This window comes from Sphingomonas sp. Leaf343, from assembly GCF_001423765.1.
Taxonomy (GTDB): domain Bacteria; phylum Pseudomonadota; class Alphaproteobacteria; order Sphingomonadales; family Sphingomonadaceae; genus Sphingomonas.
Genome location: NZ_LMPG01000012.1, coordinates 146,970 through 165,839, shown reverse-complemented (window position 1 = coordinate 165,839; position 18,870 = coordinate 146,970). Strand labels below are relative to the sequence as shown.

23 protein-coding genes and 1 tRNA gene are annotated in these 18,870 nt (G+C 64.3%); 17 read left to right on the top strand and 7 right to left on the bottom strand.

The features are described 5' to 3' along the window. Nucleotides 1-2: 2 nt before the first annotated feature. Nucleotides 3-434: a 50S ribosomal protein L11 gene (gene rplK, locus ASG07_RS10320; protein ID WP_055845581.1), complete on the bottom strand. Its 432-nt coding sequence runs from the start codon at nucleotides 432-434 to the stop codon at nucleotides 3-5. 218 nt (nucleotides 435-652) lie between these two features. Between rplK and ASG07_RS10315 the strand changes: the two genes are divergently transcribed. The 3 genes from ASG07_RS10315 to ASG07_RS17495 all read left to right on the top strand — a co-directional run bounded on the left by ASG07_RS10315 (nucleotide 653) and on the right by ASG07_RS17495 (nucleotide 4,723). Further along, complete coding sequence (locus ASG07_RS10315) at nucleotides 653-2,914, top strand: S9 family peptidase (protein WP_055845578.1); 2,262 nt, start codon at nucleotides 653-655, stop codon at nucleotides 2,912-2,914. 57 nt (nucleotides 2,915-2,971) lie between these two features. After that, nucleotides 2,972-3,949 (top strand): hypothetical protein, encoded by a 978-nt coding sequence (locus ASG07_RS10310; protein WP_156361824.1) that lies wholly within the window; start codon nucleotides 2,972-2,974, stop codon nucleotides 3,947-3,949. A 315-nt stretch (nucleotides 3,950-4,264) separates the two neighbouring features. Then, nucleotides 4,265-4,723 (top strand): hypothetical protein, encoded by a 459-nt coding sequence (locus ASG07_RS17495; RefSeq protein ID WP_168377338.1) that lies wholly within the window; start codon nucleotides 4,265-4,267, stop codon nucleotides 4,721-4,723. 194 nt (nucleotides 4,724-4,917) lie between these two features. Here the strand turns inward: ASG07_RS17495 and nusG are convergent, their stop codons facing one another. The 4 genes from nusG to ASG07_RS10290 form a co-directional block, all read right to left on the bottom strand. Further along, the gene (nusG, locus tag ASG07_RS10305; protein WP_055845572.1) at nucleotides 4,918-5,454 is read right to left on the bottom strand and encodes a transcription termination/antitermination protein NusG; all 537 of its coding nucleotides are present in this window, start codon (nucleotides 5,452-5,454) and stop codon (nucleotides 4,918-4,920) included. A gap of 8 nt (nucleotides 5,455-5,462) precedes the next feature. Then, entirely contained in the window at nucleotides 5,463-5,660 is a 198-nt protein-coding gene (secE, locus tag ASG07_RS10300; RefSeq protein WP_055846117.1) for a preprotein translocase subunit SecE, read from the bottom strand. A gap of 299 nt (nucleotides 5,661-5,959) precedes the next feature. Further along, complete coding sequence (locus tag ASG07_RS10295) at nucleotides 5,960-6,472, bottom strand: FxDxF family PEP-CTERM protein (RefSeq protein WP_055845569.1); 513 nt, start codon at nucleotides 6,470-6,472, stop codon at nucleotides 5,960-5,962. A 166-nt stretch (nucleotides 6,473-6,638) separates the two neighbouring features. Next, the gene (locus tag ASG07_RS10290) at nucleotides 6,639-7,127 is read right to left on the bottom strand and encodes an NIPSNAP family protein (RefSeq protein WP_082474711.1); all 489 of its coding nucleotides are present in this window, start codon (nucleotides 7,125-7,127) and stop codon (nucleotides 6,639-6,641) included. A 333-nt stretch (nucleotides 7,128-7,460) separates the two neighbouring features. Here ASG07_RS10290 and ASG07_RS17220 point away from each other — a divergent pair, with 333 nt between their 5' ends. Then, entirely contained in the window at nucleotides 7,461-7,637 is a 177-nt protein-coding gene (locus ASG07_RS17220) for a hypothetical protein (RefSeq protein ID WP_168377337.1), read from the top strand. A 119-nt stretch (nucleotides 7,638-7,756) separates the two neighbouring features. Next, on the top strand, nucleotides 7,757-7,987 hold the full coding sequence (locus ASG07_RS10285) for a hypothetical protein (protein WP_156361822.1): 231 nt from the start codon (nucleotides 7,757-7,759) through the stop codon (nucleotides 7,985-7,987). Nucleotides 7,988-8,281: 294 nt separating this feature from the next. On the opposite strand, the gene ASG07_RS10280 is transcribed toward ASG07_RS10285, so the two are convergent. After that, nucleotides 8,282-8,358 (bottom strand) — tRNA-Trp (locus ASG07_RS10280). After that, nucleotides 8,357-9,466 (bottom strand): hypothetical protein, encoded by a 1,110-nt coding sequence (locus ASG07_RS10275; RefSeq protein WP_055845561.1) that lies wholly within the window; start codon nucleotides 9,464-9,466, stop codon nucleotides 8,357-8,359. The genes ASG07_RS10280 and ASG07_RS10275 overlap by 2 nt, the downstream gene beginning before the upstream one ends. Before the next feature lie 318 nt (nucleotides 9,467-9,784). On the opposite strand from ASG07_RS10275, the gene rpsL reads away from it, so the two are divergent. The 12 genes from rpsL to rpsC all read left to right on the top strand — a co-directional run bounded on the left by rpsL (nucleotide 9,785) and on the right by rpsC (nucleotide 18,862). Continuing rightward, complete coding sequence (gene rpsL / locus ASG07_RS10270) at nucleotides 9,785-10,156, top strand: 30S ribosomal protein S12 (protein WP_019516007.1); 372 nt, start codon at nucleotides 9,785-9,787, stop codon at nucleotides 10,154-10,156. A gap of 58 nt (nucleotides 10,157-10,214) precedes the next feature. Then, nucleotides 10,215-10,685, top strand: coding sequence for a 30S ribosomal protein S7 (rpsG, locus tag ASG07_RS10265; protein ID WP_055845558.1), 471 nt, complete (start codon nucleotides 10,215-10,217; stop codon nucleotides 10,683-10,685). A 97-nt stretch (nucleotides 10,686-10,782) separates the two neighbouring features. Further along, on the top strand, nucleotides 10,783-12,879 hold the full coding sequence (fusA, locus tag ASG07_RS10260; RefSeq protein ID WP_055845554.1) for an elongation factor G: 2,097 nt from the start codon (nucleotides 10,783-10,785) through the stop codon (nucleotides 12,877-12,879). Between the two features lie 128 nt (nucleotides 12,880-13,007). After that, complete coding sequence (gene tuf / locus ASG07_RS10255) at nucleotides 13,008-14,201, top strand: elongation factor Tu (protein WP_055845552.1); 1,194 nt, start codon at nucleotides 13,008-13,010, stop codon at nucleotides 14,199-14,201. Nucleotides 14,202-14,415: 214 nt separating this feature from the next. Then, the gene (gene rpsJ / locus ASG07_RS10250; RefSeq protein ID WP_007406109.1) at nucleotides 14,416-14,724 is read left to right on the top strand and encodes a 30S ribosomal protein S10; all 309 of its coding nucleotides are present in this window, start codon (nucleotides 14,416-14,418) and stop codon (nucleotides 14,722-14,724) included. Nucleotides 14,725-14,981: 257 nt separating this feature from the next. Beyond that, the gene (gene rplC, locus ASG07_RS10245; RefSeq protein ID WP_055845547.1) at nucleotides 14,982-15,716 is read left to right on the top strand and encodes a 50S ribosomal protein L3; all 735 of its coding nucleotides are present in this window, start codon (nucleotides 14,982-14,984) and stop codon (nucleotides 15,714-15,716) included. A 3-nt stretch (nucleotides 15,717-15,719) separates the two neighbouring features. After that, nucleotides 15,720-16,346: a 50S ribosomal protein L4 gene (gene rplD / locus ASG07_RS10240; RefSeq protein ID WP_055845544.1), complete on the top strand. Its 627-nt coding sequence runs from the start codon at nucleotides 15,720-15,722 to the stop codon at nucleotides 16,344-16,346. Beyond that, the gene (locus tag ASG07_RS10235; RefSeq protein WP_055845541.1) at nucleotides 16,339-16,653 is read left to right on the top strand and encodes a 50S ribosomal protein L23; all 315 of its coding nucleotides are present in this window, start codon (nucleotides 16,339-16,341) and stop codon (nucleotides 16,651-16,653) included. Before rplD ends, ASG07_RS10235 begins: the two co-directional genes overlap by 8 nt. Nucleotides 16,654-16,659: 6 nt before the next feature. Next, on the top strand, nucleotides 16,660-17,499 hold the full coding sequence (gene rplB, locus ASG07_RS10230) for a 50S ribosomal protein L2 (RefSeq protein ID WP_055845538.1): 840 nt from the start codon (nucleotides 16,660-16,662) through the stop codon (nucleotides 17,497-17,499). A gap of 3 nt (nucleotides 17,500-17,502) precedes the next feature. Next, nucleotides 17,503-17,778 carry a 30S ribosomal protein S19 gene (rpsS, locus tag ASG07_RS10225; protein ID WP_017979490.1) on the top strand — a complete coding sequence of 92 codons (276 nt, stop codon included), beginning with the start codon at nucleotides 17,503-17,505 and terminating at the stop codon, nucleotides 17,776-17,778. Then, the gene (rplV, locus tag ASG07_RS10220; RefSeq protein ID WP_055845534.1) at nucleotides 17,778-18,155 is read left to right on the top strand and encodes a 50S ribosomal protein L22; all 378 of its coding nucleotides are present in this window, start codon (nucleotides 17,778-17,780) and stop codon (nucleotides 18,153-18,155) included. The genes rpsS and rplV overlap by 1 nt, the downstream gene beginning before the upstream one ends. Next, entirely contained in the window at nucleotides 18,155-18,862 is a 708-nt protein-coding gene (gene rpsC, locus ASG07_RS10215) for a 30S ribosomal protein S3 (RefSeq protein ID WP_055845529.1), read from the top strand. Before rplV ends, rpsC begins: the two co-directional genes overlap by 1 nt. Nucleotides 18,863-18,870 lie beyond the last annotated feature (8 nt).

Here is an 18,870-nt window from a genome sequence, read left to right as displayed (position 1 = left end):
GATCAGCCCTCCGTCACTTCGAGGCCCATGGCGCGGGCCGAACCTTCGATGATCTTCGTCGCGGCGTCGATGTCGTTCGCGTTCAGGTCCTTCATCTTGACCTGCGCGATCTCCGACAGCTGCGAACGCTTGATCTTGCCCGCGACCGTCTTGCCCGGCTCCTTGGAGCCCGACTTGATGTTGATCGCCTGCTTGATGAGGAAGGTCGCCGGCGGCGTCTTCGTCTCGAAGCTGAACGAACGGTCGGCATAGACCGTGATCTTGGTGGGGATCGGCGTCCCCTTGGCCATGTCGGTCGTCGCGGCGTTGAACGCCTTGCAGAACTCCATGATGTTTACGCCGCGCTGACCCAGCGCGGGTCCGATCGGCGGTGCGGGCTTCGCGTCGCCGGCAGGAACCTGCAGGTTGATGTAACCTGTGATCTTCTTTGCCATGTATCTCACTCTGTAGAGAGGCTGCGAGCGCAACAGCGCCCCGCCCGTTCAAGTTTAGCGGTACGTACGGATGCGCGCATCCTCCCGCAAAGGCTTCCGTCGCATGTGCTTGGAAGCGACGGGCCTTACCGGTCATCTCCGCAAAAAGCAATCCGCTTGCGGGGCGGGAATCCGCCGCTACTGTCCGCGCAACAATCGTATATCCGGGGGTACAATCCATGCGTTCGTCCGCGCTCGTCACGCTCGCCCTGCTGCTCGCGCCGCTCCCCGCCTTCGCGCCGCTCCCCGCCTTCGCGCAAGTCGCGGCCCCGCTCACGATCGAGACGATTTTCGGCAAGAGTGCGGTCCGCGGCGAGAGCAGCGCCACCGGCGAATGGACGAAGGACGGGCAGGGGTATCTTGCGATCGAGCCGTCGAAGGACGTGAAGGATGGCAGCGACCTCGTCCGCTACGACGTCACCGGCCAGAACCGCCGCGTCGTCGTGTCGGCGAATGATCTCGTCGACAAGGCGACGGGCAAGTCCGTGGCGATCGAGGATTACAGCTTCTCCTCCGACGAGCGCCGCCTGCTGATCGCGACCAACACGAAGCGCTTCCGCCGCACCAATGCGTACGGCGATTACTGGCTGCTCGACCTCGACGCGAAGGCGTTCCGCAAGATCGGTGGCGACGCCGCGCCGCAGACACTGATGTACGCCGAATTCTCCCCCGACGGCAGCCGCATCGCCTATGTCCGCGACAACGACCTGTATGTGGAACCAGCCGGTGGCGGTGCGCCTTCGCGGCTGACGCGCGACGGTTCGGACCTGATCGTCAACGGCGTCGGCGACTGGGTTTATGAGGAGGAATTCGGCCTGCGCAAGGCGTTTGCGTGGAGCCCCGATTCGCGCAAGCTGGCCTATTGGCGCTTCGACACGTCGGGGGTCGGCACGTTCGACATGATCCAGAACACCGGCGGCCAGTATTCCAAGGTCATCCCGATCCAGTACCCCAAGGCCGGCACCGCCAACTCCGCCGTCCGCGTGGGCGCGGTCGACGTGTCCGGCGGCGAGACGACGTGGTTCAGGCTGGAGGGTGATCCGCGCCAGAACTACGTCCCGCAGATGAGCTGGGCCGGCAAGTCCGGCCGCGTCTTCATCCAGTACGCCAACCGCCTCCAGAACACCTATCAGGTGATGCTCGGCGATCCCGCCACCGGCTCGACCACGCCGCTGTTCGTGGAGAAGGACGCCGCCTGGGTCGAGGCGAACGCAGCCCCCGAATGGCTCCGCAATGACGCCGGCTTCACCTGGATGAGCGAGCGCGACGGCTGGCGGCATCTCTACGTCGCCTCGCGCGACGGCAAGCGCCTGGAACTGCGCACGCCCGGCAAGTTCGACGTCGTCGACCTGCTCACGATCGACGAGGCGAGCGGCTGGGCCTATTTCACCGCCTCGCCCGACAATCCGACGCAGCTGTACCTCTACCGCGCCGCCCTGTCCGGCAAACCCCGCGTCGAGCGCGTCACCCCGTCCGCGCAGGCCGGCTGGAACAGCTACGACATCGCCCCCGGCGCACGCTGGGCCAAGCACACCGTCTCGCGCTTCGACACCGCGCCGATGACCGATATCGTCGACCTCCAGACCCAGCGCAGCGCGCGCGTCCTCGCCCGCAACGCCGCGATCCAGGACACGGTCACGACCGCCGGCCTGCCCGGGACCGAGTTCGCCCGCCTCGACGTCGGCAAGGGCCTGATGCTCGACGCCTGGATCATCCGCCCCGCGAATTTCGACCCCGCGAAGAAATACCCGCTGCTGGTGCAGGTCTACGGCGAGCCCGCCGGCCAGACCGTCGCCGACCGCTGGGGCGGGCGCGGCGCGATGTGGCACCGGATGCTCGCCCAGAAGGGCTATATCGTCGCCAGCATCGACCCCCGCGGCACGCCAGCCCCGCGCGGCCGCGAGTGGCGCAAGGTCATCTACCGCCAGATCGGCGTCCTCGGCCCGATCGACGTCGCCGCCGGCGTCCGCAAGCTGCTCGCCGACCGCCCCTATATCGACCCGTCCCGCGTCGGCATCTGGGGCTGGAGCGGCGGCGGATCGAGTACGCTGCACGCGATGTTCCGCTTCCCCGAGCTGTTCAAAACCGGCATCGCCGTTGCGCCCGTCGCCGACCAGACGCTGTACGACACCGTCTATCAGGAGCGGTACATGGGCCTGCCGAAGGACAACCCGACCGGCTTCCGCGATGGCTCCCCGATCACCTACGCCGCCAACCTGAAGGGCAACCTCCTCGTCATCCACGGCACCGGCGACGACAACGTCCACTATCAGAACACCGAACAGCTCGCCGACAAGCTGATCGGCGCGAACCGGCAGTTCTCGATGATGGCCTATCCCGACCGCACCCACGCGATCAGCGAGAAGGAGAACACCACGCTCCACCTCTACACGCTGATGACGAACTATCTGGAGACCAACCTGCCCCCCGGCGGTCGCTGATCCCGCTCCCACCACATACATCTTGCGATGTTGGAAAACCCGGCAGACCGTCGCGTCATGCCACGGCCCTTCACCCGAGAACAGGCGCTGGAGAACGCCGCCTTCCTCCGCCTCCTGCGCCGCACCGGCAACGTGCGTCAGGCGGCGAGGGACCTCGGCGCCCACCGCGCCCGCTTCACGAAGCGCCGCAACGCGCACCCCGCCTTCGCCGCCGAATGGGATGCCGCGCTCGCCTTCGCCGCCGCCCGCCTGAACGCGAATGCCGCGCCGTCCACTACCGACTCCAACGAACCCCGCCTCATCCGCACCCGCGCCGGCCAGCTCCAGCTTCGCGCTCCGGCTCGTCGCCAACTCACCACAGAACACGAACAGGCGTTCCTCGCCGCCCTCTCCGCCACCGCCAACATCCGCCTCGCCGCCAAGGCCGCCGGCTTCTCCCACTCCGCCTTCTACGCCCGTCGCGACGCCAGCCCCGCTTTCGCGCGAGAGATGCGGATGGCGCTGAAGACCGCGCGCGAACGCATCGAGATGGCGCTGATCGAAAGCTTCGACCCCGCCTCCGCCCGCGACGACGCGTGGCGCCGCAACGACCCGCCGCCGATCCCGTCGATGACGCCCGAACAGGCGATCATGCTCCTGCAACTCCACGACCGCTCCGCCCGCCACGCCGCCGAGCGCCCCGCCGCGCGCAAGCTCCCGACCGAAACCCGCGAGGCGTGGCAAGCCCGCGTCGCCGCCACCCGCGCCGCGCAACGCGTCATGCAGGAAGAGGAGGAGAACGCCATCGCGATCGCCCGCCTCGACGCCTTCGCCCGCCGCACGAAACACGAACCCCCCGCGCCGAACCTGCCCGCGCTGGATCAGGTCGTGCTGACGCCGAAACCGCCCCGGACGCGCCCGCGCCCGAAAAGCGCCGTCGTCCAGACGCCGCAGCCGACCGCTCCGACGGTCGAACCGCTCCCCGACGAAGCCGACGAGATCGCCATCGCCCTCCAACGCCTCGACGCGTTCATCCTGGGCCTGCCGAAGCGCTGATCCCCCTCTACCGTTCGCCCTGAGCCTGCCGAAGGGCTGCTTTCCACAAGCGTTGGACTGCCGGAGAGGTGCCCTTCGACAAGCTCAGGGCGAACGGAGGATGGAATGCTCGGTCCATTCAGGCCGAGCCTGTGCAAAACTTGTCCACATGCGCTCGCGCCGACTATCTCATCCGCAGTGAGCCGATGGCTCGACGCACGGCCGAGGTCGCTGCTCTGACGCGGTCGCTCCGCTGTCCACGATAGTTGAGAAAGTCCGCTAACGCCCAATTGCGGTCGTTTCGTTCCATGCTAGGTTCGTGAGATGAAGCGGGAAATGACCCTGACCTTGTGTGGCGCGCTCGCGGCTCTCGGATTTGCGCTGCCAGCGCAAGCCTGCCGAGTATTCAGGTCACCAGAGCAGCGGATCGAAGACGTTTACGCACAGCGAAGCGATATTAGGGTGGCATTGGTGAGCATCACCGATGCTCGCCACCTCTCCAATCAGGTTATCCAGAAGCTCCAGCGGCTTCACCCCAATTATCAAGCACCTTGGCGGGTCACGGCAAGCGTAGCAAAAATGATTGTCGGTGACGGGTCGCCAGAACTGGTCGTTTTCGATCGTGGATGGGGAGGTGGCTCTTGCGATGATGGAACTGCCATGCCTCGCCGGGGGGATCATTGGGTTGTCTACTACACTTCGGATACTCCGATCGGACCGGCGCAGGTTCTGGAAAGCTACCCATTATCAATCGCTTCGCGCATCGATCCGAGGTTGCACGGGAACGGCAGCTAACCACCATTAGCGGGCACTCGAACGCTCTCGTACGGGCAACAGTAAGATCGTCCGCAGCGCCGCTGGGTCGCTCCCATCAGCCCGGTCTAGCGGGCCACGTCGCCCGAACGGTGGAACCCACACCCACACCCCCGAAACGCAAAAAGCCGGCGCTCCCGCACCGGCTTCCCGCATCACCACCAAAAACCCGAAAACTACTTCGAGCGTTCGACCTGCTCGAAGTCCAGTTCCACCGGCGTGGCGCGGCCGAAGATCGACACCGACACCTTGACCTTGGACTTGTCGAAATCCAGTCCCTCGACGGTGCCGTTGAAGCTGGCGAAGGGGCCTTCCAGCACCTTGACCGCGTCGCCGATCTCGTAATCGACCTTGACCTTGGTCTTCGGGGCGGCGGCGGCCTCTTCCTTCGACTGGAGCATCCGCGCGGCCTCGGCCTCGCTGATCGCCTGCGGCTTGCCCATCGCGCCCAGGAAGCCGGTCACCTTCGGCGTGTTCTTGACCAGATGGTAGACCTGATCGTTCATGTCGAGCTTGGCCAGCACGTAACCGGGCATGAACTTGCGCTCGACCGCGATCTTCTTGCCGCGACGGGCTTCGGTCACGGTTTCGGTCGGGACCTCGATCTGCTCGACCAGCCGGTCGAGACCCATCCGGGTCGCCTCCGCCATGATCGAATCGCGGACCTTGCCCTCGAAACCAGAATAGGCGTGGATGATATACCAGCGAGCCATGCCAGTCCTTACTGCGCGAGCTTGAGAAGCGCGGAAACCACCGCGTTGAAGAACGAATCCACCCCCAGGAAGAACAGCGCGAGGATCGTGGTCATGATGACGACCATCAGGCCGGTCATCCACGTTTCCTTCCACGTCGGCCACGTGATCTTCTTACGTTCGGCCTGGACCTGGTTGATGAATTCGATGGGGGTCGTCTTCGCCACGTCTGGATTTCCTGTGTGTTCGTTCGTGATGAACGACCGATCGCGGGACATGAACCCGCCACCGCTTCCTCATTTCGGAGGAACCGGCGCGCGCACATCCTCGCTGTCGGATGGGGTGTGCAGATAACCGCGCGAACGCACGAAGGCAAGGGCAGGAAGGCGGGGGCAGGAAGGCGGGGCCGGGAGGCGGGGCGGGGCAGCGCCGCGATCACGTCATCACGCAGAAAGCCGCCGATCCGTCGATCGGCGGCTTTCGTCACCCATGCCCGCGGCACTTCGACCGCATGGCGGCCGGGCGATCAGGCGAACCGCACGGTCGTCCTGACCGCGCGACGACGGCGCAGCGTGCCGCCCGCTATGCCGACACCGGCGATCATCATCGCCCAGGATGCCGGCTCCGGCACCGCCATCGGCGTGAAGTTCAGCGTCCCGGCATAGGAGCCGCCCGCCGTGCCCCAGCTGCCGTTGACGGTGATGATGTGCTGCCCCGCGGTCAGATTGGTCCATGACAGCGTCTGGAGTTCGACGCCGTCCGACAGGATCACGTCGAACGGCTTGTCGTCCAGGAACACGCTGCCCAGATCGACATCCAGCGACGATCCCAGCTCGATCGATCCGATCAGGCCGTTCGCCATGCCGTTGGGCACGGTGAAGAAGAACCGGTCCGCGATCGTCCCCGGCGTGGTGCCGGTATTGCCGAAATCGGTCGAGCTGGTGCCCGGGCCGACGTTGAGGAAGAAATCGGCGGCGCAGGCCGGCGCGGCGGCCACGCTGCCGACGGCACACGCGATAAGCCAGGCAAATTTTGTCATGGCAGTCCCCTGTTACCTCGTGATTGAGGAACCGGGAAACTAGCGGACACGACAGATGCCAGCATTAACATGCCTTTACCGTGTTCGACCACGCTGTTCCCGCCATGACGCCGGCCCGTGACGGCGACGGGGCGCTATTCGCGGATCGCCTCGCCGACCGCCCCCGTCATCGTCGCTTCAGGGACAGCGGCGGCGAATAATCGGTCATCGTCATGAACACGCTGTCGACCTTCGCGACCAGCTTGCCGTTGGCCTCCGACGCCGCCGCGATGGCGCGCCATTCGGGATCGCTGCCGAACGCCTTCCACGCCGCGTCGCGCGCCGCCCGGTCGGGGTAGGCCAGGACGTAGATGACGCGTCCGTCCGGCGCCTCCGGTGACGGAGCCTCGTTCCAGTACGCCACGTTGGTCATGCCGTGGCGCGCGAACAGCGCCAGCGTGTGCTCGCGAAACCGGGCGTTCAGCGCGGCCAGCTTGCCCGGTGCGGGATAATAGGTCCGCAGTTCGTAGATCGCGGTCCGGGGATCGGGCGCGCGGGCAGGGTCGGAGCGGGCAGTGTCGGAGGTCGCTTGCGGGGGTGACAGCGCCCCGGCCGTCGCGGGCGCGATGCAGGCGATGATGACGGCGAGGCGGACAAAGCATTTCGCGAAGGGCATGGCGTAATCCCGCACATAGGGTGGTGCCGCAATGGTGGCACGGGCAGGGGGCGTCTCGCCAGCGCGATCGTCCGGGGCGGTCGGTCCAGTGAAATCGGATCGCGTATCCGCGGGGGCCGGTCGTCGGTCGCGGGTACTGGCTCGGGACGCGACCTTGATGGAGCAGGGGATGATTGTCCCGAATTGAAACAATGGCCGCGACTCGGCCATCGCTTCCCGTGAACACCGTCCCTATCGCTCAGGAAAGAACCGTAATGGACTGAAAAGTAACGGATGCCGAAGCTGGATTGGTGGGCGGGCGTATGCCTGTGTCGGGCATCCGCCAAACGCGGAGTGCGCAGTGAACTGCTGGGGCGCGGGCAGCTTTGCGAGATGCTGTCGCGGGCGATGGAGGTCGATCCGGCTGACCGGCCGCGGCTCTACATCGTCTACGAACGCACCGACCGACGGCTGAACTGGGCGCGGATGCAGGAACTGGCCGCCCGGCCGGACTTCCCGATTTTCATATAAAGACAGATCAGCTTTCGGGGGTCGTCGGGAACGTAGGATATCATCGCCGCAGATCGCGATTGCGCCCGACCGGTATCGTCCCGCATGATGCCGGAACGCAAGGAGTGGGGCGTAAGTCGTTGTACTGGAGCGCTAATCTTGAAAGTGCCCGCTGGGCGGGGGCCGATCTCGCCTTCGATGCGACGACCGAGCGGGGCACCGTGCGCTGCCTGATCCGGGCGCACTGCCTGCGCGACGCGGTGCAACGCACCGGCCCCGAAGCCCTGTCCTCGAACCTCCCTCGCCTCCGCCCCGAACTTGCCCGCCGCTTCACCGCGTCCCGGCCGGGGGACACGGTCACGCTGGACTGACGATCGCCGGAGGGGTGGGGGAAGAGAGGCGCCCTCGCGCGCGCAAACCCGATCCTGACACGGGGCGGCGCCATATGTCAGCGCAGGGAGCCGGCCGGGATACGCAGCCGCCTTGCCGCTCGCCGGTCCCGCGCCAGACTGTCATGGTCCGGGTCATGGTCGGGATGCCGCTGGCACGTGGCCGCTGTATCCCGCCGCGATCTCGCCGACATTCGCCGGATTCATCGGGGGAAAACCGGGCCGCGACAAACGACCACCCGCCGGTACGGCTCCGGCTACGACTCTGGGCGAATATGGCAGGGGAGCTCGGACTCGAACCGAGGGCCTTCGGTTTTGGAGACCGACGCTCTAACCAACTGAGCTACACCCCTACACCCCAACCCTACCCCCTCCCACCAAAGGGGGCAAGTGGGTAGGTGCGAGTGAACCCGCTGTTTGCCGCGTCGCTTCCAACATTGCAAGAGCACCCAGCATCGCAAGTTTCTCGGTGCCATTACCATAGGCCATGATACCGAGGAAAGACCCGGTTTGTACCAGCGCTGCGGTGCAGCGGTCGCGAACGGTGCCGGTGATCGCCCAAACGAAAATCAGCACGTCGGCGACGTAGAAGAAGCGCTCGTGCATATGCGGGAGGAGTCCTGCGGTCACCATCGGTGCAAGCGCAGCTGCCGCAACGAGACGCCGGCCGAGCAAAGGGCGGCGCAGGACCCACCAGAGATAAAGTGCGGACGCCGCAATCGCCACGGCGTCGGCGATCCGTGCTGTCGCAATCGGGTCTATGCCGGGCAGGACCTGCACGATCGCCCAAATGTTGGGAGCGTTTCGAGACAGTTCCGGATAGAAGGTCGTCCTCTTGAAATAGACCATCGCCAAATCGCCGATTGGCCAGCCGGCGAGGGCGGCGGGCAGATTGGCCAGGATCAGTGCAAGTGGTGCAAGCAGCCACCATTGCAGTGGTATGCGCCGCTGGATAGCGACCGCCAGAAAGAAGGGGGCGATCAGGATTGCCTGTAATTTCACAGCCACCGCCAGTCCGCACCACAGGAACATCGACCGGTGCCGACGCTGCCATGCTGCCGTCACCGCCATGATGGTCGGCGCAGCATACAGCGCGTCGCATTGTGCCATCAGCGCGGTGTTCATCAGCACGCCGGGCAGCAACAATGCATATAGCGCATGTCGCTCAGGATTTGGCGCGTCCATCGCTCGCAGCAGTCGCCAGACGGATACCGCGAGCATCAGCGTCCCGGCGAGTGACACCAGCTTGACGATCGTGTCGGAGGGCACCATCCCGAGGAGCGGCGCCGCGAGCGCAAGCACGTACAGATAGGGCGGCGCATAATCGCCAAAGGGCGCCGAAAATGCCCGCAATGCCCCGGTAGCGGCGATATGCTCCAGCCAGGGGGTGAAGCTTCCCTCGACATCGCTGGTCATGATCGGCCAGAGCATGAGGTATAGAGCGACGCCGCTCGCCATCATCGGCAGATGCCGGGCGAACCCCGAGGGCGGGATGGGTCGGATATTCGCTACGGCAGGGGTACTCATGCGCGTGATCGTGCTCCAACATGGTTAAGGCTTCGTATCTCGCCGTGTCAGGGCAGTCGGAGAGAGTCCGTTGACCAACGGAGGTGCGGCTCGTATAGGGCCAACCGCGTCCATCGGATTTCCGAGGGAGGCTTGAACATTGCTGGATGCGGATCGCGGGCCGGGTGGCGCAGTTCACCTATGCCCCTTTTTGTATTCTTAGGTGCTGTGACGGCTCCAGCAAAGTAACCCAGTCAAGAGGTGAAGGCTTCAATGCCCACGATCAACCAGCTGGTCCGCAAGGGCCGCGATCCGCAGAAGGCCAAGTCCAAGGTCCCTGCGATGGAACAGAACCCGCAGAAGCGCGGCGTCTGCACTCGTGTCTATACGACGACCCCGAAGAAGCCGAATTCGGCGCTGCGCAAGGTGGCCAAGGTCCGCCTGACCAACCAGCGCGAAGTCATCAGCTACATTCCGGGCGAGGGCCACAACCTTCAGGAGCACTCGGTGGTCCTGATCCGTGGTGGTCGTGTGCGCGATCTTCCCGGCGTTCGCTACCACGTCCTGCGCGGCGTGCTCGATACGCAGGGTGTCAAGGATCGTCGCCAGTCCCGCTCCAAGTACGGCGCCAAGCGTCCGAAGTAAGCCGGTCGGCTCCTCAGCGGGGCTCGACCATCAGGCTGAAGTTTGAAAGGTTTTTAAAATGGCACGTCGTCGTCGCCCAGAGAAGCGCATCATCCTGCCCGATCCGAAATACGGTGATGAGGTTCTCTCCAAATTCATGAATTCCGTCATGTACGACGGCAAGAAGTCTGTGGCCGAGCTGATCGTGTACGGTGCCATGGAAACCGTCGAGCAGCGCGCCAAGCGTGAGCCGATCGGTGTTTTTCATGATGCGTTGAACAACATCAAGCCGGGCATCGAAGTGCGCTCACGCCGCGTTGGTGGTGCGACCTACCAGGTTCCCGTCGAGGTTCGTCCGGAGCGCGCTCAGGCGCTGGCGATCCGCTGGCTGATCTCTGCGGCGCGTGCCCGTAGCGAAAACACGATGGCGGCGCGTCTGTCGGGTGAGCTTCTCGACGCTTCGAACAACCGCGGCAACGCGGTGAAGAAGCGCGAAGACACGCATCGCATGGCCGAAGCCAACCGCGCCTTCTCGCACTACCGCTGGTAAGGCGACTCTGGTAGGCTTGGAAGCTCCAGATCTCTAACCTATATCGTGGGGAGCCGGCGGAAGCTGCGCTCCCCACATCGCTAAGGAAACCACGATCATGGCCCGCAGCCATCCGCTCGATCGCTATCGCAACATCGGTATCATGGCGCACATCGACGCCGGTAAGACGACGACGACGGAGCGCATCCTCTATTACACCGGCAAGTCCTACAAGATCGGCGAAGTGCATGAAGGCACGGCGACGATGGACTGGATGGAGCAGGAGCAGGAGCGCGGGATCACGATCACGTCCGCTGCGACGACGTGCTTCTGGTCGGCCGAGGAGGGCAAAGGCCCCGAGCATCGCATCAATATCATCGACACGCCCGGCCACGTCGACTTCACGATCGAAGTCGAGCGTTCGCTGCGCGTCCTCGACGGTGCGGTCGCATGCTTCGACGGCGTTGCCGGCGTCGAGCCGCAGTCGGAGACCGTGTGGCGTCAGGCCGACAAGTACGGCGTGCCGCGCATGTGCTTCGTCAACAAGCTCGATCGCACCGGCGCCGATTTCTACTTTTGCGTCAACTCGATCATCGAGCGCCTCGGCGCGCGCCCGGCGGTTCTGTACCTGCCGATCGGCATGGAAGGCGGCTTCAAGGGTCTAGTCGACCTGGTCGAGAACCGCGCGATCATCTGGCTCGAAGAGAGCCTGGGTGCGAAGTTCGAATATCAGGACATCCCCGCCGACATGGCCGAGAAAGCTGCGAAGTATCGCAGCGACCTGATCGAGATGGCCGTCGAGCAGGACGACGACCTGATGGAGGCGTATCTCGAAGGCAACGAGCCGAGCGTGGCCGACCTCAAGAAGCTGATCCGCAAGGGTACGCTCAGCATGGCGTTCGTGCCCGTGGTGTGCGGCTCGGCGTTCAAGAACAAGGGCGTGCAGCCCCTGCTCGACGCCGTGGTCGATTATCTGCCTTCGCCGCTCGATGTTCCCGCCATTCAGGGTCTGAAGCTCGACGGCGTGACACCGGACGAGCGTCCGTCGTCGGACAGCGAGCCGTTCTCGGCACTGGCGTTCAAGATCATGAACGATCCGTTCGTCGGCACGCTGACCTTCGCCCGCATCTATTCGGGCAAGCTCGAGGCGGCGTCGCAGGTGACAAACTCCGTCAAGGACAAGAAGGAAAAGGTTGGTCGCATGCTGTTGATGCATGCGAACAGCCGCGAGGACATTCAGGAAGCGTTCGCAGGCGACATCGTCGCGCTGGCGGGGCTGAAGGATACGACCACGGGTGACACCCTGTGTGCGATCAGCGATCCGATCATCCTGGAGCGGATGGAGTTCCCCGAGCCCGTTATCGAGCTGTCGGTGGAGCCCAAGACCAAGGCCGATCAGGAGAAGATGGGCGTTGCTCTCAATCGTCTCGCGCGCGAGGATCCCTCGTTCCGCGTTTCGTCGGACCCCGAGTCGGGTCAGACCATCATCAAGGGTATGGGCGAGCTTCATCTCGAGATCTTGGTCGATCGCATGAAGCGCGAGTTCAAGGTCGAGGCGAACGTCGGTGCGCCGCAGGTTGCCTATCGCGAATATCTCGCGAAGAAGGTCGATATCGACTACACCCACAAGAAGCAGTCAGGTGGCTCGGGTCAGTTCGGTCGCGTCAAGCTGACCGTGGTTCCCGGCGAGCGTGGTACGGGCTTCCAGTTCTTCGACGAGGTCAAGGGCGGCAACATCCCGAAGGAGTACATCCCCTCCGTCGAGAAGGGCATGCGGGAAACCGCAGAGTCGGGATCGCTTATCGGTTTCCCGATCATCGATTTTGAGGTTCACCTGTACGATGGTGCGTACCACGACGTCGACTCGTCGGCCCTGGCGTTCGAGATCTGCGCCCGCGGTGCGATGCGCGAAGCCGCTCAGAAGGCCGGTATCAAGCTGCTCGAGCCGATCATGAAGGTCGAGGTCGTCACCCCGGAAGATTATCTTGGCGACGTCATCGGTGACATGAACAGCCGTCGTGGCCAGATCCAGGGCACCGACAGCCGTGGCAATGCGCAGACGGTCGAGGCGATGGTCCCGCTGGCCAACATGTTCGGCTACGTCAATCAGCTGCGCTCGTTCACGCAGGGTCGCGCGCAGTATTCGATGCAGTTCTCGCACTATGACGAGGTTCCGACCAACGTCGCTGACGAGATCAAGGCGAAGCTGGCCTAATCGCCGATCGGGCGCGGAGCGGAGTCCCGTTCCGCGCCGGGCTGGCGCAACCCGAAAACAGTCGCTATGGGGCCGCGTTCGCGGTGCACCGGATGCGGCAGCGGATTCGAATCAGAAGGTAGGAAGAAATGGCAAAGGCGAAATTCGAGCGGAACAAGCCGCACCTCAACATCGGCACCATCGGTCACGTCGACCATGGCAAGACCTCGCTGACGGCAGCGATCACGAAGGTGCTGGCAGAGACGACCGGCGGCACCGCGGTCGACTTCGCCAACATCGACAAGGCTCCGGAAGAGCGTGAGCGCGGCATCACGATCTCGACGGCGCACGTCGAGTACGAGACGACGAACCGCCACTACGCGCACGTCGATTGTCCGGGCCACGCCGATTATGTGAAGAACATGATCACGGGCGCCGCTCAGATGGATGGCGCGATCCTGGTCGTGTCGGCTACCGACGGCCCGATGCCGCAGACCCGCGAGCACATCCTGCTCGCCCGCCAGGTTGGCGTGCCGGCGATGGTCGTATTCATGAACAAGGTCGATCTGGTCGACGATGAGGAAATCCTCGAGCTGGTCGAGCTGGAAATCCGTGAGCTGCTGAGCTCGTACGAATTCCCAGGTGACGATATTCCAATCATCAAGGGCTCGGCGACCTGCGCGCTGTCCGGTTCGAACGACAAGTTCGGCAAGGACGCCGTGCTTGAGCTGATGGCCGCCGTCGACGATTACATTCCGCAGCCGGAGCGTCCGCTCGACAAGCCCTTCATGATGCCGATCGAGGACGTGTTCTCGATTTCGGGTCGCGGTACGGTCGTCACGGGCCGCGTCGAGACGGGCATCGTCAAGGTCGGTGAGGAAGTCGAGATCGTCGGCATCCACCCGGAAGTTCGCAAGACCACCGTCACCGGTGTCGAGATGTTCCGCAAATTGCTCGACCAGGGTCAAGCCGGCGACAATGTCGGCGCGCTGATCCGCGGCGTCGCTCGTGACGAGGTCGAGCGTGGCCAGGTTCTCTGCAAGCCCGGCTCGATCAAGCCGCACACCGACTTCTCGTCGGAAGTGTACGTGCTGTCGAAGGAAGAGGGTGGCCGTCATACGCCGTTCTTCGCCAACTATCGTCCGCAATTCTACTTCCGTACGACGGACGTGACTGGCACCGTTGAGCTGCCCGAGGGCACGGAGATGGTCATGCCTGGCGACAACGTCTCGCTCGGCATCAAGCTGATCGCGCCGATCGCTATGGACATCGGCCAGCGTTTCACCATCCGCGAGGGTGGACGCACGGTCGGTGCCGGGGTTGTCAGCGCCATCACCAAGTAATATAGGCTAGCGCCTTGCAAGCGGCCGGCTCCGGATAACCGGGGTCGGCCGTTCGCTTTTAGTAGAGGCTCCGTTCGCGGGGCAGGGCGGGTTCCACCGCCGGCTCGACATATTCGACGTATCAACCAGCAAGAGGCGGCCATGCGGCTGTCGTCCGGCGTCCGGCCGGTGACGATCGCATGAGGCGCCCCGCTCTTTCGCATCGGTAGGGATCATGGACAGCAACATCCGCATTCGTCTGAAGGCGTTCGACCATCGCGTGCTCGATCAGGCGACCGGCGACATCGCCGACACGGCCCGCCGCACCGGCGCGCTCATTCGCGGTCCGATTCCGCTTCCGACGCGCATCGAAAAGTTCACGGTCAACCGTGGCCCGCACATCGACAAGAAGTCGCGCGAGCAGTTCGAGGTCCGCACCTACAAGCGCATGCTCGACATCGTACAGCCGACTCCGCAGACCGTCGACGCTTTGATGAAGCTCGACCTTGCGGCGGGCGTTGACGTAGAGATCAAGCTCGCCTAAGCGCGTTCATCCTCGTTGCGGTCGACGACTCGTCCCGCAACGTTGATGTGTGAGATACCGCCGGCAGCTTCGGTTGCCGGGACAGCGTCTCCCGTCCGTTCCTATAGCCTTCCTTTCGGGAAAGCGCAGGAACACCAGCCCGGGACGGGGGGCTCGCTTTGCATTTCCGGGTTAGGAATTCCGTCGAGGGTTTCTTCGACGGGTCCGGCACGCACCGAAGGAATGGTCCTCCGGTGCCTCTGTGAGGAGTATGGATCATGCGTACCGGCGTGATCGCGAAGAAGTTGGGGATGACCCGCCTGTTTCAGGACGACGGCCGCCACGTGCCTGTCACCGTCCTGCAGCTCGAAGGGCTTCAGGTCGTTTCCCGTCGCGAAACTGATACCGATGGCTACACGGCCGTTCAGCTTGGTGCTGGCGTCGCGAAGGCCAAAAACGTCGCCAAGCCGCAGCGCGGCCACTTCGGCAAGGCCGAGGTCGAGCCAAAGGCGATCCTCGCAGAGTTCCGTGTGACCGAGGACAACCTTCTCGACGTCGGTTCTGAGCTTGCGGCGGATCACTTTGTGGCGGGCCAGCTCGTCGACATTCAGGGTCGTACGCAGGGCAAGGGCTTCGCTGGCGGCATGAAGCGCTGGAATTTCGGTGGTCTGCGCGCGACGCACGGTGTCTCGGTGTCGCATCGCTCGCTCGGTTCGACCGGTCAGCGTCAGGATCCGGGTCGCGTCTTCAAGAACAAGAAGATGGCCGGCCATATGGGTGATAAGTATCGCACCCAGCAGAACCTCGAGATCGTCTCGACCGATGTAGAGCGTGGCTTGATCTTCGTGAAGGGCTCCGTGCCCGGGTCGAAGGGTGGTTGGCTGTTCGTGAAGGACGCGGTGAAGACCGCGCGCCATGCCGATGCGCCGATGCCTGCCGGTCTGAAGACTGCCGCCAACAACAACGCTGACGCCGCACCCGCGCCGGAAGCATCCACCGGCCAGGAGGGCTAAGAAGTGAAGGTCACCGTCAAGTCCTTCGCCGGTACCGACGCTCAGGACATCGAGCTCAACGACGAGGTCTTCGGCCTCGATCCGCGCGCCGACATCCTGCACCGTGTCGTCACCTGGCAGTTGGAAAAGCGTCGCGGCACCGCCCGCGGCACCCGCGAGCGCGCCGATGTTGCGCGCACCGGGAAGAAGTTCGGCCGCCAGAAAGGTGGCGGTACGGCGCGTCACGGCGATCGCCGCGCTCCCGTCTTCATCGGCGGTGGTAAGGCTCACGGCGCTCGCGTCCGGGATTTTAATCCGGGCCTCAATAAGAAGGTGCGGATGCTGGGTCTGAAGATGGCGCTGTCGAGCCATGCCAGGGCCGGCTCGTTGTTCGTCATGGACAGCCTCTCGGTCGAGGGTAACAAGACCAAGACGCTGAAGGGCGATCTCGCGAAGCTCGGTTGGGGCAAGCGCGCGCTGGTCATCGATGGCGATGCCGTCGAGACGAGCTTCGCACTTGCCGCCGGCAACCTTCACGAAGTGGACGTGCTGCCGGCCGCCGGCGCCAACGTCTACGACATCATCAAGGCAGACACGCTGGTGCTCACGCGCGCCGCGGTCGAGAAGCTGGAGGCGCGCTTCAATGGCTAAGCCGCAGAAAGCCGCGATCGACAACCGTCACTATGACGTAATCGTCGCGCCGCACATCACCGAGAAGACGACTCTGCTCAGCGAGCAGAACGCGGTCGTGTTCAAGGTCGCTCGCGATGCGAGCAAGCCCGAGATCAAGGCGGCCGTCGAGGCGCTGTTCAACGTCAAGGTTCTTGGTGTGAACACGATCGTCCAGAAGGGCAAGACCAAGAAGTGGAAGGGCGTGCCCTACACGAAGTCCGACGTGAAGAAGGCGATCGTCACGCTCGCCGACGGTCAGTCGATCGACGTGACGACGGGGGTCTAAGGGATCATGGCACTCAAGCAGTACAACCCGACGAGTCCGGCCCGCCGCGGCCTGATTCTCGTCGACAAGTCGCAGCTCTGGAAGGGCAAGCCGGTCAAGGCGCTCGTCGAGGGCAAGAACAAGACCGGTGGCCGCAACAACAAGGGCCACGTCACCAGCCGCGGCATCGCTGGCGGTCACAAGCAGAAGTACCGCTACATCGACTTCAAGCGTCGCAAGTGGGACGCCGAGGGCACGGTCGAGCGGCTGGAGTACGATCCTAACCGCACGGCGTTCATCGCGCTCGTCAGTTACGCCGATGGCGAGCAGGCCTACATCATCGCACCCCAGCGTCTGGCGGTCGGTGACAAGGTGCTCGCGGCGAAGAAGACCGACGTGAAGCCGGGCAACGCCATGGAGCTGGGTCAGGTCCCGGTCGGCACCATCGTCCACAATGTGGAGATGAAGCCGATGAAGGGTGGCCAGATCGCCCGTTCGGCCGGCACCTATGTGCAGGTCGTGGGTCGCGATCGCGGCATGGTGATCGTCCGCCTGAACTCCGGCGAGCAGCGTTACATCCACGGCGAGTGCATGGCGACGGTCGGCGCGGTGTCGAACCCGGACAACCAGAACCAGAACCTCGGCAAGGCCGGGCGTTCGCGCTGGATGGGCAAGCGTCCGCTGACCCGCGGCGTCGCCAAGAACCCGGTCGACCATCCGCACGGCGGTGGCGAAGGCCGGACCTCGGGTGGCCGTCATCCGGTTACGCCCTGGGGCAAGCCGACGAAGGGTGCGCGCACCCGTCACAACAAGTCGACCGACAAGATGATTATCCGGTCGCGTCATTCGACGAAGAGGAAGGGCTAACTCATGGCTCGTTCAGTCTGGAAGGGCCCGTTCGTCGAACTGAGCCTTCTGAAGAAGGCGGAAACCGCGCAGGATGCCGGTGGCCGTGCGCCGATCAAGACCTGGTCGCGTCGTTCCACCATCCTGCCGTCGTTCGTCGGTCTGACGTTCAACGTCTACAATGGCCGCAAGTTCGTGCCGGTATCGGTCAACGAGGACATGGTCGGCATGAAGCTGGGTGAGTTCGCGCCGACGCGCTACTTCCCCGGTCATGCCGCCGACAAGAAGGGCAAGCGCTGATGAGCAAGCCAGTCTCCCCCCGCAAGGTCGGCGAGAAGGAAGCCCTCTCCGTCGGCACGCAGATTCGCGGCTCGGCGCAGAAGCTGAACCTGGTCGCCGGTCTCATCCGTGGCCGCAAGGCGTCGGACGCGATGAACATCCTGGCCTTCTCCACGAAGGGTATGGCGGTCGACGCGCGCAAGGTTCTGGCTTCGGCCATCGCCAATGCGGAGAACAACCACAACCTCGACGTCGACGCCCTCGTCGTCGCCGAGGCGTCGGTCGGCAAGTCGATCACCATGAAGCGCTTCGCGACCCGCGGCCGTGGCAAGTCCACCCGCATCCTGAAGCCGTTCAGCCGTCTGCGCATCGTCGTGCGCGAGCAGGAAGAAGCGTAATGGGTCACAAGAGCAATCCGATCGGGATGCGGTTGCAGATCAACCGCACCTGGGACAGCCGCTGGTTCGCCGAGGGTGCGGACTATGGGCGTCTGCTGCTGGAGGATCTGAAGATCCGCCAGTACATCATGAAGACGCTGCCGCAGGCCGCGATCTCCAAGGTGGTGATCGAGCGTCCGGCCAAGCTGTGCCGCATCTCGATCTTCGCCGCCCGCCCCGGTGTCATCATCGGCAAGAAGGGCACGGATATCGAGAAGTTGCGCAAGACGATCGGGGCGATGACCTCGTCCGACGTCTCGCTCAACATCGTCGAGATCCGCAAGCCCGAGGTGGACGCCCGGCTCGTCGCGCAGGGCATCGCCGATCAGCTGGAGCGCCGTATCGCGTTCCGCCGGGCGATGAAGCGTGCGGTGCAGTCGGCGATGCGCCTGGGTGCCGATGGTATCCGGGTGTATTGCGGCGGCCGCCTTGGCGGTGCGGAAATCGCACGGTCCGAGAGCTACCGTGAAGGCCGCGTTCCGCTGCACACGCTGCGCGCGAACATCGATTATGCCGAAGCCACGGCGCACACGTCGTACGGCGTCTGCGGCGTCAAGGTGTGGGTGTTCAAGGGCGAGATCCTCGGCCACGACCCGATGGCGACCGACCGGCTCATGATGGAGGCTCAGACCTCCGGCGTGCGCCCGGCGCGCGACGACCGTCGTTAAGGACTGAC

What these genes read in the sequence shown, in the direction of transcription:
- ASG07_RS10290 (WP_082474711.1), bottom strand. Translation starts at nt 7,127, where the DNA reads ATGCCCTTCGCGAAATGCTTTGTCCGCCTCGCCGTCATCATCGCCTGC.
- ASG07_RS10275 (WP_055845561.1), bottom strand. Translation starts at nt 9,466, where the DNA reads ATGATGGCGAGCGGCGTCGCTCTATACCTCATGCTCTGGCCGATCATG.
- nusG (WP_055845572.1), bottom strand. Translation starts at nt 5,454, where the DNA reads ATGGCTCGCTGGTATATCATCCACGCCTATTCTGGTTTCGAGGGCAAG.
- ASG07_RS10235 (WP_055845541.1), top strand. Translation starts at nt 16,339, where the DNA reads ATGGCTAAGCCGCAGAAAGCCGCGATCGACAACCGTCACTATGACGTA.
- rpsL (WP_019516007.1), top strand. Translation starts at nt 9,785, where the DNA reads ATGCCCACGATCAACCAGCTGGTCCGCAAGGGCCGCGATCCGCAGAAG.
- fusA (WP_055845554.1), top strand. Translation starts at nt 10,783, where the DNA reads ATGGCCCGCAGCCATCCGCTCGATCGCTATCGCAACATCGGTATCATG.
- rpsC (WP_055845529.1), top strand. Translation starts at nt 18,155, where the DNA reads ATGGGTCACAAGAGCAATCCGATCGGGATGCGGTTGCAGATCAACCGC.
- rplB (WP_055845538.1), top strand. Translation starts at nt 16,660, where the DNA reads ATGGCACTCAAGCAGTACAACCCGACGAGTCCGGCCCGCCGCGGCCTG.
- tuf (WP_055845552.1), top strand. Translation starts at nt 13,008, where the DNA reads ATGGCAAAGGCGAAATTCGAGCGGAACAAGCCGCACCTCAACATCGGC.
- ASG07_RS10295 (WP_055845569.1), bottom strand. Translation starts at nt 6,472, where the DNA reads ATGACAAAATTTGCCTGGCTTATCGCGTGTGCCGTCGGCAGCGTGGCC.
- rpsG (WP_055845558.1), top strand. Translation starts at nt 10,215, where the DNA reads ATGGCACGTCGTCGTCGCCCAGAGAAGCGCATCATCCTGCCCGATCCG.
- rplC (WP_055845547.1), top strand. Translation starts at nt 14,982, where the DNA reads ATGCGTACCGGCGTGATCGCGAAGAAGTTGGGGATGACCCGCCTGTTT.
- ASG07_RS10315 (WP_055845578.1), top strand. Translation starts at nt 653, where the DNA reads ATGCGTTCGTCCGCGCTCGTCACGCTCGCCCTGCTGCTCGCGCCGCTC.
- rplK (WP_055845581.1), bottom strand. Translation starts at nt 434, where the DNA reads ATGGCAAAGAAGATCACAGGTTACATCAACCTGCAGGTTCCTGCCGGC.
- ASG07_RS17495 (WP_168377338.1), top strand. Translation starts at nt 4,265, where the DNA reads ATGACCCTGACCTTGTGTGGCGCGCTCGCGGCTCTCGGATTTGCGCTG.
- ASG07_RS10310 (WP_156361824.1), top strand. Translation starts at nt 2,972, where the DNA reads ATGCCACGGCCCTTCACCCGAGAACAGGCGCTGGAGAACGCCGCCTTC.
- rpsS (WP_017979490.1), top strand. Translation starts at nt 17,503, where the DNA reads ATGGCTCGTTCAGTCTGGAAGGGCCCGTTCGTCGAACTGAGCCTTCTG.
- rplV (WP_055845534.1), top strand. Translation starts at nt 17,778, where the DNA reads ATGAGCAAGCCAGTCTCCCCCCGCAAGGTCGGCGAGAAGGAAGCCCTC.
- rpsJ (WP_007406109.1), top strand. Translation starts at nt 14,416, where the DNA reads ATGGACAGCAACATCCGCATTCGTCTGAAGGCGTTCGACCATCGCGTG.